The sequence below is a fragment of the Georgenia sp. X1117 genome (genome assembly GCF_057784635.1).
Map to the genome: position 1 here is coordinate 3,054,544 of NZ_CM173492.1, position 12,146 is coordinate 3,066,689.

A 12,146-nucleotide genomic window follows, 5' to 3' on the forward strand; every position below is an offset into this window, starting at 1 on the left:
ATGCGCATCTTCGACCCGCACATCCACATGACGTCCCGCACCACCGACGACTACGAGGCGATGTACGACGCGGGCGTGCGCGCCCTGGTCGAGCCGGCCTTCTGGCTGGGCCAGCCCCGCACCAACGTCGGCTCCTTCGTCGACTACTTCGACTCCCTCATCGGCTGGGAGCGCTTCCGCGCCGCCCAGTTCGGCATCCGCCACCACTGCACCATCGCGCTCAACCCCAAGGAGGCCGGCGACCCCCGGCTGCGCGAGGTGATGGACCTCCTGCCGCGCTACCTCGTCAAGGACGGCGTCGTCGCGGTCGGGGAGACCGGGTACGACTCGATGACCCCCGAGGAGGACGAGATCCTCGAGGCCCACCTCTCCCTCGCCCTCGAGCACGAGCTGCCCGCCCTCGTCCACACCCCGCACCGCGACAAGGCGCCGGGCACGCAGCGCACCCTCGACGTCGTCGCCGCCTCCGGTCTGGACATGGGCCAGGTGCTCGTCGACCACCTCAACGAGACCTGCGTGGACATGGTCGCCGAGTCCGGCGCGTGGATGGGCTTCTCCATCTACCCCGACACCAAGATGGACGAGGCCCGGGTGGTGGCGATCATGCAGCGCCTGGGCATCGAGCGCGTCATCGTCAACTCCGCCGCCGACTGGGGGCGCTCGGACCCGCTGAAGACCGCCAAGACCGGCCGGGCGATGCTCGAGGCCGGCTTCACCGAGGACGACGTCGACAGGGTCCTGTGGCGCAACCCCGTGGAGTTCTACGGCCAGTCCGGGCGCCTCGAGCTCGAGCCCATCCCGGGGTTCGAGCCCGAGCGTCAGGGCCCCGACCTGTTCGAGGGCAACTCGGTCCTGCGGGGCATGAAGTCGCGCCGGGAGGACTGATGGACCTGTCCTACTGCACCAACGTCCACCCCGCCGAGGACGTGGCCGGCATCGTCGCCCAGCTCGACGAGCACGCCGGTCCCGTGCGGGTCGCCGCCGGGCTCGACACCCTCGGCGTCGGCCTGTGGCTGCCCGCCGGCGCCGCCGCCGAGCTCGCCACCGACGCGGGCGCCCGCGAGCTCCTGCGCGCGGCGCTGGAGCGCAACGGCCTCACCCTGCGCACCGTCAACGCCTTCCCCTACCAGGGCTTCCACGACGACGTCGTCAAGCTCGCCGTCTACCGCCCCGACTGGACGACCGCCGAGCGGCTCCGGCTGACCACCGACTGCGCCACCGTGCTCGCCGAGCTCATGCCCGCCGGCGCCACGGGCAGCATCTCCACCCTGCCGCTGGGCTGGCGCACCGGCTGGGACGAGAACGCCGACGCGGCCGCCGAGCAGCACCTGCGCGCGCTCGTGGACCACCTGCGCGACCTCGAGGCACGCACCGGCCGCACCGTGCGCATCGGGATCGAGCCGGAGCCGGGCTGCATCCTCGACGACGTCGCCGACGTCGTCGCCTGGCTCGGCGCCCGCCCGGCCCTGACCGCCGAGGGCCGCATCGGGCTGTGCCTGGACACCTGCCACCTCGCCGTCTCCTTCGCCGACCCCGCAGGGGCGGTCGCGGCCGCCACCGCCGCGGGCGTGCGCGTGGTCAAGGTGCAGGCCTCCGTGGCCCTCGAGGTCCCCGACCCCGCCGCGCCCGGCGCGACCGAGGCGCTCGCCCCGTTCGCCGAGGCGCGCTACGTCCACCAGGTCCGCACCCTGCCCCGCGCGGGGGAGGAGACGCACGCCGCCGACGACCTGCCCGAGGTCCTCGGCGCGGAGACCCCCTGGCCGACCGACCGGCCCTGGCGGGTGCACGTGCACGTCCCGCTGCACGCGCGCCCCGCCGCCCCGCTGCGCGCCACCGCCGAGGTGCTCACCGACGCCGTCGACGCGGTCCTGGCCGCCCCGCACGGCCACGAGGCCCACCTCGACGTGGAGACCTACACCTGGAACGTCCTGCCGGAGTCCCTGCGACCCGGCTCCCTGGTCGCGGGCATCGCCGCCGAGCTGCGCTGGGCGCGCGAGCACCTCGCCCACGCCCTCGCCGGCGCGCCCGACGCCGAGAACCCCTACCTGGAGGCCGCCAGATGAACCGTGTCCTGCTGCTCGACGTCGTCGGGCTCACGCCCCGGGCGCTCGCCCACATGCCCTCCCTGCGCTCCCTCGGCGAGCAGGGCGGCACCACCCGCCTCGACACGATCCTGCCCGCGGTGACCTGCTCGGTGCAGTCCACGATCCTCACCGGCGCCCTGCCGCGCGAGCACGGCATCGTCGGCAACGGCTGGTACTTCCGCGGGATCGGCGACCCGCTGCTGTGGCGCCAGCACAACCGGCTCGTCACCGCCGAAAAGGTCTGGGAGACCGCCCGCCGCGCGGACCCGGCGATGCGCACGGCCAACATGGGCTGGTGGTACGCCATGGGCGCCACCACCGACGTCACCGTCACGCCCCGGCCGATCTACCACGCCGACGGGCGCAAGAGCCCCGACGCCTACGTGCGCCCCCCGGCCCTGCACGACCGGCTCACCGGCGCCCTGGGGGAGTTCCCCCTGTTCCAGTACTGGGGGCCGACCGCGTCGATCGTCTCCTCGCAGTGGCTCATCGACGCCACCCGCGGCATGCTCGCGGGCCGGTTCGGCGAGCAGGCCCCGGACCTGGTGATGACCTACCTGCCGCACCTGGACTACGACCTGCAGCGCTTCGGCCCCGACTCGCCCGAGGCCGACCGCGCCGCCGCGGAGATCGACACCGCCCTGGCCCCGCTGCTGTCCGACGCGCTCGAGCGCGGGTACCAGGTGGTGGCCCTGAGCGAGTACGGCATCGAGAACGCCGACCGGCCCGTCGACATCAACCGGGTCCTGCGGCGCGAGGGCCTGCTCGAGGTCTACGTCCAGCAGGGCAAGGAGCAGCTCGACCCGTGGACCTCGCGGGCCTTCGCCGTCGCCGACCACCAGGTCGCCCACGTCTACGTCCCCGACCCGGCCGACCGGCCGCGCGTGGCCTCGATCCTGTCCGACATCGCCGGTATCGACGAGGTCCTCGACCGCGAGGCGCAGGCCCGCTACGGGCTCGACCACGAGCGCGCCGGCGACCTCGTCGCGGTCGCCGAGCCCGGCTCCTGGTTCACCTACTACTTCTGGCTCGACGACGACCGCGCGCCGGAGTACGCCCGCGGAGTCGACATCCACCGCAAGCCCGGCTACGACCCCGCCGAGCTGTTCTTCGACCCCGAGGACCGCCTCGCCAAGGCCAAGGCCGGGCTCAACCTCGTGAAGAAGAAGGCCGGCCTGCGCTACGCGATGAGCACCGTGCCGCTGGACCCCTCGGTGGTGCGCGGCACCCACGGGCGCCTGCCCTCCTCCGACGACGACGCCCCCGTGCTGCTCACCTCCGAGCCCTCGCTCCTGCCGGACGGCGCCGCGTCGGTGGCCGCCACCGACGTGCGCGACCTCGTGCTGCGCGCCCTGGGGCGGGACGGCGGCCGGGCGTGAGCGCGCCCGAGCTCGTCGTCCTGCTCGACAAGGACGGCACCCCGACCGGCAGCGCCGACAAGGCCGAGGTGCACACCACGGACACCCCGCTGCACCTGGCCTTCTCCAGCTGGCTGCTCGACGACCGGGGGCGCACCCTGCTCACCCGCCGGGCTATCGACAAGCAGACCTGGCCCGGGGTGTGGACGAACTCCTGCTGCGGGCACCCCGGTCCCGGGGAGGACCTCGAGGACGCCGTCCGACGCCGGGCACGCCAGGAGCTCGGGCTCACCGTGGGCGGGCTGCGCCCGCTGCTGCCCGACTTCCGCTACCGGGCCGTCGCCGCCGACGGGATCGTCGAGAACGAGATCTGCCCGGTGCTCGTCGGCCGGGTCGACGCCGACCCCGAGCCCGACCCCGACGAGGTGATGGAGTGGGCGTGGGTCGACGTCGAGGCCCTCCTCGGGGCGGTCGAGGCCACGCCGATGGTGTTCAGCCCGTGGGTCGTGCTCCAGGTGCAGGCGATGCGCGAGCGTGGACTGGTCCCCGGTCGTGGCTAGGACCGGGGCCGGTGAGCCCGCGCACGCGAGGGCGTCGGGCGGGTCCGATGCCGACGCCGACGCGGCCGGCACCCTCGAGGAGCGCGTCGCCGCGCTGATGACGGGCGCCGACCGGCTCACCCACGACCTGTGGGACGGGGTGCTCGCCCGCACCGGGTCACCCGCGGAGCTGGTCGAGCTCGTCGCGGCCGCCCGGGCCGCCGATGGCGGGAAGTTCCTGCGCCCCCGCCTCGCGGCCGCGGCCTTCCTCGCGTACGGCGGCACCGACGCCGCCCTGCTGCGCGCGGTGGCCGGCGCGGTCCAGCTCATGCACGTGGGGCTGTGCGTGCACGACGACCTCATCGACGGCGACCGCGTGCGCCACGGGCGCCCCGGAGTCGTCGCCACGATCGAGGACGGTGCCCGCGCGCACGGGCTGCCCGACGACGTCGCCCACCGCCGCGGCGTCGCCGGCGGCGTGCTCGCCGGCGACCTCGCGATCACCACCGCCGTGACCACGCTCCTGCGCGCCCCGGCCCCCGCCGGGCTGCGCGCCCATCTCGCCGCCGTCGCCCTCGACGTCCTCGAGCAGGCCGTCACCGGCGAGACCCTCGACGTCTGGTCCGAGACGGTCGAGCCCACCCAGGCCCGGCCGCACGCGGTGGCCGCCCTCAAGACCGCCTCGTACAGCATCGTCCTGCCGCTGACCCTCGGCGCGCTCGCGGCCGGGGCGGGCGAGGAGGTGCGCCCCGCGCTGCTGGCCGTGGGGGAGCCGCTCGGCATCGCCTACCAGCTGCGCGACGACGACCTCGGTCTGTTCGGCCGCACTGCCGCCACGGGCAAGTCCGCGGTCTCGGACCTGCGCGACGGCAAGCGCACCGAGCACGTGCGCCTCGCCGCGGAGCGGGCCGACGCCGAGCAGCGCGCCCGCCTGGACGCGCTCCTGGGCGACCCGGACCTGGACGAGGCCGGCGCGCAGGTCCTGCGCGCGATCATCGTCGACACCGGGGCCCGGGACGCCGTCCTCGGGCAGGTCGAGACCCTGGCCGCGCGGGCGGTGCGGGCGGCCCACGACGGGCTGCCGCCCGCGCTGGCCGCTCACCTCGAGGCGCTCACCCGCTCGCTGTCCACGAGACAGAGCTGAGCCCGCCCCCCTCCCGGACGTGCGGGAGGGGGCGGGCTCGGGGCGGGTCCAGGGTGCCGGGTCAGTCGTTGCGGCGGCGCTGGGTGTCGAGCACCGTCGACTGCAGGGGCCGGCAGGCCTCGGCGGCGGCCAGCGTGAGCAGCACGCCCACCACCACCGTCAGGGCCACCACGAGGATGCCCGTGGTGCTCGGCCGGGCGACGGCGAGGAACGGCACCGACAGGAGCGTCCCGACGCCGAGCGAGATCGCCAGGGTGACCACCAGCGGCACGAGGACCTGGTGGCGGCGCACCGCACCGAACACGGGGCGCGGCGTCCCGGCCCGGTCCATCGCCACCGACTCGTCGGCCCGGTCGACGACCGTGGAGGCCTGGTTGACCAGGGTCGAGGTCGCGGCGACGACGAGCCCGACGGCGAGGGTGATGATGACGCCGGTGCGGATGTCGGCCGTCATGACCATGTCGGCCCGCTGAGCACCGAGGGCGTCGGCGTCGGAGGGCAGGAGCGCGGCGAAGGCGGCGATCATGCCCAGCAGCGCCACGCCGGAGACGTTGCGCCACGCGGCCCGCGGGTCGTCGACGATGCGCCGGGCGGCCAGCAGCCGCGGCACCGAGGAGGTGACGGCCAGGGGCCGGGCGACCAGCTGCAGCACCCAGGGCCCCACGAGGTTGAGGGCGCCGACCACGAGCATCATCATCCCGATGAGGAAGGCGTAGCCGAACACCTCGGAGGCGGAGATGAAGTCGCTGAAGGACTGCGAGAGCAGGGCGAAGGCGAGCACGGCGGCGACCATGACGACCAGGCGCCACATCTTCAGCCGCGGCGGCACCTGCTGGGCGGCGACGCCGAGCGGGCTGATCCGCACGCGCTGCAGGCCCACCACCGTGGACAGGGCCGCCAGGGCGAGGAGGACGACGACGGTCGCGACGCCCAGCCACCAGGGCATGAGCATCTCGCCCGTGCCGATCGGCACGCCGTGGAAGGAGACCGCTCCCCAAAGGGGCAGCGAGGCGAACCAGAGGGCGGCGCCGACCACGGTGCCGAGCGCGGCCTGGACGAGGGTCTCGACGACGGAGAGCGAGACGACCTCGCCGCCGGTCATGCCGACCAGCCGCAGGGACGCCAGTCGGCGGGACCGTCCGCGGGCACCGAGGCGCGAGGCGGCGGCGCCGAGCCCCAGCACGGGCAGGACGAGCAGCGCGCAGGCGATGGCGGCGAGCACCACGTAGAACTGCAGCTGGTCGGCCGCCCACGTCGGGTCGAGCTGCATGCCCTCGAGGACGGAGGCGGGGACCTCGCGGAACCGGGTGACGAACATCCACGTGCCGCCGACGACGGTCAGGGCGAGGAAGGAGCTGACCGCGAAGGCGATGACGGCCAGGACGTCGAGGGTGGCGCCCGTGCGCGCGCCGCGCATGCGGGCGATCGCCAGGCGGGGTGCCAGGGAGAGGGTGGTGCTCATCGGGCGACCTCCGCCTTCGTGTCGGAGTGGATCATGGCGTCGCGCAGCTCGACGAGCCGCTCGCACCAGCCGGCCACCCGGGTGTCGTGGGTGACGACCACGAGGGTGGCCCCGCTCATCCGGGTCGTGGTGGTGAGGATCTGCATGACCTCGTGGCCGGTGGCCTGGTCCAGCGCCCCGGTGGGCTCGTCGGCGAAGACGACCGAGGGGGAGTGGACCATCGCGCGGGCGACGGCGACGCGCTGGGCCTGCCCACCGGACATCTCCCCGGGGCGGCGGCCGGCCGCGTGCCCGATGCCGAGCCGCTCGAGCCAACCGACGGCGGTGCGCAGCGCCTCGGCGCGCGGGGCGCCGCCGAGCATGAGCGGCAGCGCGACGTTCTCCTCGGCGGAGAGCTCGGGCACGAGCTGACCGTCCTGGAAGACGAAGCCGAGGCGCTCGCGGCGCAGGCGGGAGCGGGAGGCGTCGTCGAGGGAGGACACGACCGTGTCGCCGAGGCGGACCTCGCCGCCGTCGGGCGTGCGGATGCCGGCCAGGCAGTGCAGCAGGGTGGTCTTGCCGGACCCGGAGGGGCCCATGACGGCCAGCGACTGGCCGGCCGGGACCGCGATGCTCACCCCGGCCAGGGCGCGGACCTGGCCGTAGGTGGCGGTGAGGTCGGAGGCGAGCAGGGGTGCTGGTGCGTTGTGCTGTGTCATGCCTCTACCTCACCGCCGTCGACGTCGAAGTCCCATGGTGCCCGGTGCCGACCTGGGGTGGTGCCAGCACCACCCGGGCGGTGGACCTGCCCGTGGCGGTACCGGCGCCGCGGTCCGGCTACCGTGGCCCGGTGCCCCGCCTGAGCCGACCCGAGCGCGCCGCGCGCCGACTGTTCTGGCTGCAGGTCGGCGTCGGGCTCCTCGCGGGCGTGGGCATCGTGCTCGGGCTCCTCGCGACGACGAGCCAGGGCCCCTGGGGGGTGTTCGCCGGGGTGCTCACGTGCGCGTGGATCGGGCTGACGATCGCCGCTCTGCTGCGCCTCGAGCGGCGCAAGCCCTTCGCCGAGGACCTGCCCGACGTGCCCGAGTGGGCCCGGAAGGTGGCCGAGCTGCGGACCTCGCGCCGCGAGATCGTCGCGGCCTTCGAGCTCGAGCGCCGCCGCATCGAGCGGGACCTGCACGACGGCGCCCAGCAGCACCTCGTCACCGCCGGCATGAAGCTCGGCGAGGCGGCCATGCTCGTCGAGGCGGCGACGTCGGAGGCTGCGGAAGACGACCGGCTCGGCGAGGCCGCGCGCCTGCTCGAGGCCGCCCAGGACGACGCCGACCGGGCGCTGGCCGCCCTGCGCGAGACCGTCTCCGGCATCCACCCCACGGTGCTGTCCGACCGGGGCCTGGAGGCCGCCGTCCGCGACCTGGCCGAACGATCCGCGCTGACGGTGTCCGTCACCGTGCCGCACCCGCTGCCGAGCGTGCCCGAGGGGGTGGCGGCCGTGGCCTACTTCGTCGTCAGCGAGGCGCTGACGAACGTGGCCAAGCACGCCCCGGACGCCTCGGTCACCGTCCTGCTCGCAGTCGACGACGCCATGCACGTCTCGATCGTCGACGACGGCCCGGGCGGGGCCGCGATCGTGCCCGGCCGCGGACTTGCCGGGATGGCCGAGCGGCTCGCCGCCGTCGGGAGCCGGCTGGAGGTCTCCAGCCCCGACGGCGGACCGACCATCGTCTCCGCCCACGTCCCCCTGCTGCTCGACCAGGGGGACGCGGCCGTCGTCGTCGAGCTGGGGGAACGCTCATGAGACTGGTCGTCGCGGACGATGCCGCCCTGCTGCGCGAGGGGCTGGTGGGCATCCTCGAGCGCCAGGGCCACGAGGTCCTCGCTCAGGCGGCGAGCGCGACCGAGCTCGAGGCCGTCGTCACCCGGCTGGTCGGCGAGGGCGAGGAGATCGACGTCGTCGTCACCGACGTGCGGATGCCGCCCGGCGACGGCGAGGACGGGCTGCGCGCGGCCGCCCGCATCCGCGCCGCGCACCCGCACGTCGGGATCCTCGTGCTGTCCCAGTACGCGGCCCCGGCCTACGCCGCCGAGCTGTTCGCCCCGTTGTCGGACCCCTCGGCCGCCGTGCGCGCGGAGGTCGGCGGCCTGGGGTACCTGCTCAAGGAGCGGGTCGCCCGGGTCGCGGACTTCATGCGCTCGCTGGGGATCGTCGCCGCCGGCGGCGTCGTGGCCGACCCCGACGTCGTCTCCCGCCTCGTGGCCGGGCGCCGGACCGCGCTGGACGACCTCACGCCGCGCGAGCGGGAGGTGCTCGAACTCATGGCCGGCGGGCTGAGCAACCAGCAGATCGCGGAGCGCCTCTTCCTCTCCTCCGGCGCGGTGGCCAAGCATGTCTCCAACGTGTTCAGCGGGCTGGGGCTCGCGGCGAACGAGGAGAACCGCCGCGTGCGCGCGGTGCTCGCCTACCTCACGGCCGTGGGCGGCTGAGCGGCCCCTCGACGTGCGGAGTCACTGGGTGGGGGAGAGGTCGCCCCCGACCTCCCGTCAGGTGGTCGTGGGCCCAGCGTCGGGCTCGGCACTCCCGTCGCGGTTGCCCTGGGACCCGCCGTCCGATCCGCCGTCCGACTCGCCGTCGCCGACCGGCACCGCGTTGAGCACCTCACCGGTGGCGGCGTCGACGGTCACCCGGAGCGCGGTCCCGTCGTCCTGGAGGATCCCGACCGCGAGGAACGGGCGGGCCGACACGTCGTCGGTCGTGGCGACGATGACGATGCTCCCCGGGCGTGCGGCCACCGCTGACGCCGCGGCATCCGTGAGGCTGACCTCGTGGGCGCCCAGCTGCTCCTCGGCGCCGGCGTCCAGCTCTTCGCTGCCGAACGTCTCGGTCTCGAGCGGCTCCCAGGCGTGCGGGTCCGGGTCGAGCGGGGCGGGCCAGCTGATGATGCTCACCTCGTCGGCATCAGCCGTGTAGACCTGCCACACGTCCTGGTCGTATCGGCCCTCGCTCCCCGCGATCGTCGAGTGCTCGATCACCCAGGCGATCCGGTGCCCGGTCTCGCCGAGGGAGAGCTCCTCGAGGGTCGCGATGTCGGCGATGCCCAGGGTCGGGCTCTCATCGTCCGCGTCGCGCACCGCACGGTCGACGGCGTCGAACGCGTCGTCGGGCAGCCCGAGCCCGTCGTCGGTCGACGGGAGCTCGGCGGGTGGTGCGGGCGTGGCGTCGCAGTCCGGCCAGGCCGGGCACGGGTCCGACGGCGCCTCGGTGGGGCCGGCCGGTTCGGTGGGGGCGTCGGAGGGTGCGATCGGGTCGCCGGTGCACGCGCTCAGCGTCAGTGCGATTCCGGCCACGGCGGCGAGGGACCAGGGGGTGCGGTGGGGGGACATGTCGCGACCGTAGCCGCGCCACGGTGCGATTTCCCGGGGCGAGGAGGGGAGTGCTGCCACGGGGCAGGACTCCCCTCGTCGGGTGCGGGCGTGTGCGGGCGCTGGGTCGGTCCGACCGGCGCGGACAGCACAGGTCCGCCGGCGCGGGCCGCGCCGGCGGACGTCGGTGCCCGTCAGCCGACCGGGCTGACGTTCTCCCCGGTGACGGCGTCGAGGACGACGGAGTAGTCGTGGGCGCCGTAGAACAGGAAGTTCCATGCGGCGTCGCCCTCCCACACCTCCGTGAGGGACACGCTGTGCAGGATGAAGTCCCCGCCGCCGAGACCGGTCTCGGCGAGGGCCAGCTCGATGGCGTCGTCGATGGTCAGCGTCGCGACGTCGAGGTGGCCGAGGATCTCTGCGTCGGCGGGCGCCGAGGTCTCGTCGACGACCGCGCCGGACGGGTCGAGGGTGATGGTCAGCAGCTCCTCGCCGCTGACCGCCTCGACCACGGTGCCGTTGCCCTCGGGCTCCTCGGGGTACTCGCTCGTGTCGTTGTAGTTCACGGCGACGACCTGGGCCTCGGGGTGGGCGTCCTGCACGGTCGCGATCGCCCCGAACAGCTCGGCGGAGCCGGGGACGTCGGTCGGGTGCGAGCTGCCGACGTCCCCGCCCTCGTCGTCACCCGGGTCCTCGGAGGGGGCCTCCTCGGTGGGCGTGTCCTCGGGCGGAGCCTCCTCGGTGGGCGTCTCCTCGGTGGGAGGCGCCTCCGGCGTCGTGGGCTCATCGGTGGGTGCCTCGTCGGAGGGTGACGGTTGCGGCTCGGGTTCGGGCGCGGGGTCGCTCGTGGTCGGCGGTGCCGACTCGCCGTCGCCCTCGCAGGCGCCCAGGGTGAGCGCGAGCGCGAGGACCGCCGTCGTACCGGTCAGGGAACGGAGCCTGGTAGCCATGCCACCACCGTATGGGCCGGGTCACATCCCGCCACCTGAAAAGGTGGGGAGGTCGCCCCCGAGGGGCGGCCTCCCCACCGGTCGGATCGCGCGACGACGGACCTGCCTGTCAGATCGCGACGGCGTTGAGCGGCTCGCCGGTCACGCCGTCGATGCCGACGCGGACCATGTGGTCGCCCGGGGTCTCGATGACGACCACCACGACCGGGCTGGCGGCCTCGAGGACGTGGATCTGGTGGACGAACACGCCCCCGACGGCGTCCATGGCGGCCTGGGCGGCATCTCCGGCGTGCACCTGCCAGCCGGCGAAGGACGGGTCGGCCGGGTCCAGCCCGGAGTCCCCGGCGTCGGTGGCCTGGCTGCCGTCCCCGGGGACCTCCCAGAGCTCGACGAGGCCGGGGGTGTAGACCGTGACCTGGTAGATCCCGATCTCGTCGGTGGGGTAGAGGCCGACCATCCACGAGGTGCCGTTGTTCTCCGCCGCACCCGCCTCGCGGGCTGCGGCCTCGATGCCCTCGACCTGGGCGACCGACAGCGGGTTGGAGTTCTCGGCGGCGGTGATCCGCGCCTCGAGGGCGTCGACCGCCTCGGCGGGGGAGCCGAGCACGTCGTCGGTGTCGGGCAGGGCCCCGGCCGGGTCGTCGGCCCCGCCGTCGTCCGAGTCGGTGTCCTCGGTCTGGTCCTCGGTCGCCTCCTCGGAGGGCTCCGCCGGGTCGGACTCCTCGGGCACGTCGGACGGGTCGGGGCCCTCCGCCGCGTCGTCGCTCGGTTCCTCGGCGGCCGCGTCCTCGGAAGGGACCCGGTCCGGCGCGGAGCCGGCGGGAGGCTGCCGGGGCGCGGCCTCGGGGTCGGTGTCGTCGGAGCCGCCGCACGCCGCGGTGCCCAGCATGGCGACGAGCGTGAGGGCGATGGGTGCCTGGTGTCGTGTCCTGGTGCGCATGCCGTCGACGCTAACGACGGGGACGCGGGGTCGCCCGCGGGCGCAGGGGAGAGGACTCTCCTCGCCGGGGGCGGGTAGACTCCGGCGCACAGGCACCGACCCGGCCCGCGCGAGCGGGGTATCACCGGCGAGCCTCCGGAAGAACAGGTCCCGCGCGAACCGGCCGTGCGCCGCCCGCAGGACCTCAGTAGAACCGGACGGGGCAGGCCCGTGACAGCCGATGCGGAGCGGCCGCGCCCGCGCGAGAGCGGGGGAGCGGCAAGCGGGGTGGTACCGCGGCAGCGTCCGCACCCTCGGGTGCGGCGGCGTCGTCCTCGCACGGCAGGCAAC

The 12,146-nt window shown here is 74.9% G+C and carries 12 protein-coding genes; 7 read left to right on the forward strand and 5 right to left on the reverse strand.

The features are described from left to right. From AC3D3D_RS14160 to AC3D3D_RS14180, 5 genes are read left to right on the forward strand one after another with little or no spacing between them, the layout of a single operon-like run. Positions 1-885, forward strand: a complete 885-nt coding sequence (locus AC3D3D_RS14160) for a TatD family hydrolase (protein WP_463663234.1) — start codon at positions 1-3, stop codon at positions 883-885. Further along, a complete protein-coding gene (gene eboE, locus AC3D3D_RS14165) occupies positions 885-2,063 on the forward strand; it encodes a metabolite traffic protein EboE (RefSeq protein ID WP_463663235.1) in 1,179 nt (392 codons plus the stop codon). The genes AC3D3D_RS14160 and eboE overlap by 1 nt, the downstream gene beginning before the upstream one ends. After that, positions 2,060-3,463 (forward strand): alkaline phosphatase family protein, encoded by a 1,404-nt coding sequence (locus AC3D3D_RS14170; RefSeq protein ID WP_463663236.1) that lies wholly within the window; start codon positions 2,060-2,062, stop codon positions 3,461-3,463. The genes eboE and AC3D3D_RS14170 overlap by 4 nt, the downstream gene beginning before the upstream one ends. Next, positions 3,460-4,002, forward strand: coding sequence for an isopentenyl-diphosphate Delta-isomerase (idi, locus tag AC3D3D_RS14175; RefSeq protein ID WP_463663237.1), 543 nt, complete (start codon positions 3,460-3,462; stop codon positions 4,000-4,002). Before AC3D3D_RS14170 ends, idi begins: the two co-directional genes overlap by 4 nt. Then, positions 3,995-5,125, forward strand: coding sequence for a polyprenyl synthetase family protein (locus tag AC3D3D_RS14180; RefSeq protein ID WP_463663238.1), 1,131 nt, complete (start codon positions 3,995-3,997; stop codon positions 5,123-5,125). The genes idi and AC3D3D_RS14180 overlap by 8 nt, the downstream gene beginning before the upstream one ends. 61 nt (positions 5,126-5,186) lie before the next feature. Here the strand turns inward: AC3D3D_RS14180 and AC3D3D_RS14185 are convergent, their stop codons facing one another. Then, the gene (locus AC3D3D_RS14185) at positions 5,187-6,587 is read right to left on the reverse strand and encodes an ABC transporter permease family protein (RefSeq protein WP_463663239.1); all 1,401 of its coding nucleotides are present in this window, start codon (positions 6,585-6,587) and stop codon (positions 5,187-5,189) included. Further along, positions 6,584-7,285: an ABC transporter ATP-binding protein gene (locus tag AC3D3D_RS14190; protein ID WP_463663240.1), complete on the reverse strand. Its 702-nt coding sequence runs from the start codon at positions 7,283-7,285 to the stop codon at positions 6,584-6,586. The genes AC3D3D_RS14185 and AC3D3D_RS14190 overlap by 4 nt, the downstream gene beginning before the upstream one ends. A gap of 131 nt (positions 7,286-7,416) precedes the next feature. Here AC3D3D_RS14190 and AC3D3D_RS14195 point away from each other — a divergent pair, with 131 nt between their 5' ends. Further along, the gene (locus AC3D3D_RS14195) at positions 7,417-8,364 is read left to right on the forward strand and encodes a sensor histidine kinase (RefSeq protein WP_463663241.1); all 948 of its coding nucleotides are present in this window, start codon (positions 7,417-7,419) and stop codon (positions 8,362-8,364) included. Then, entirely contained in the window at positions 8,361-9,050 is a 690-nt protein-coding gene (locus tag AC3D3D_RS14200) for a LuxR C-terminal-related transcriptional regulator (RefSeq protein WP_463663242.1), read from the forward strand. Before AC3D3D_RS14195 ends, AC3D3D_RS14200 begins: the two co-directional genes overlap by 4 nt. 57 nt (positions 9,051-9,107) lie before the next feature. Here the strand turns inward: AC3D3D_RS14200 and AC3D3D_RS14205 are convergent, their stop codons facing one another. The 3 genes from AC3D3D_RS14205 to AC3D3D_RS14215 all read right to left on the reverse strand — a co-directional run bounded on the left by AC3D3D_RS14205 (position 9,108) and on the right by AC3D3D_RS14215 (position 11,816). Beyond that, entirely contained in the window at positions 9,108-9,947 is an 840-nt protein-coding gene (locus tag AC3D3D_RS14205) for a PepSY domain-containing protein (protein WP_463663243.1), read from the reverse strand. 173 nt (positions 9,948-10,120) lie between these two features. Next, complete coding sequence (locus AC3D3D_RS14210) at positions 10,121-10,876, reverse strand: hypothetical protein (RefSeq protein WP_463663244.1); 756 nt, start codon at positions 10,874-10,876, stop codon at positions 10,121-10,123. A gap of 109 nt (positions 10,877-10,985) precedes the next feature. Further along, positions 10,986-11,816, reverse strand: a complete 831-nt coding sequence (locus tag AC3D3D_RS14215) for a hypothetical protein (protein WP_463663245.1) — start codon at positions 11,814-11,816, stop codon at positions 10,986-10,988. Between the last annotated feature and the right edge of the window lie 330 nt (positions 11,817-12,146).

Coding starts and splice junctions, on each gene's coding strand:
- AC3D3D_RS14160 (WP_463663234.1), top strand. CDS start 1: ATGCGCATCTTCGACCCGCACATCCACATGACGTCCCGCACCACCGAC.
- eboE (WP_463663235.1), top strand. CDS start 885: ATGGACCTGTCCTACTGCACCAACGTCCACCCCGCCGAGGACGTGGCC.
- AC3D3D_RS14170 (WP_463663236.1), top strand. CDS start 2,060: ATGAACCGTGTCCTGCTGCTCGACGTCGTCGGGCTCACGCCCCGGGCG.
- AC3D3D_RS14185 (WP_463663239.1), bottom strand. CDS start 6,587: ATGAGCACCACCCTCTCCCTGGCACCCCGCCTGGCGATCGCCCGCATG.
- AC3D3D_RS14190 (WP_463663240.1), bottom strand. CDS start 7,285: ATGACACAGCACAACGCACCAGCACCCCTGCTCGCCTCCGACCTCACC.
- AC3D3D_RS14200 (WP_463663242.1), top strand. CDS start 8,361: ATGAGACTGGTCGTCGCGGACGATGCCGCCCTGCTGCGCGAGGGGCTG.
- AC3D3D_RS14205 (WP_463663243.1), bottom strand. CDS start 9,947: ATGTCCCCCCACCGCACCCCCTGGTCCCTCGCCGCCGTGGCCGGAATC.
- AC3D3D_RS14210 (WP_463663244.1), bottom strand. CDS start 10,876: ATGGCTACCAGGCTCCGTTCCCTGACCGGTACGACGGCGGTCCTCGCG.
- AC3D3D_RS14215 (WP_463663245.1), bottom strand. CDS start 11,816: ATGCGCACCAGGACACGACACCAGGCACCCATCGCCCTCACGCTCGTC.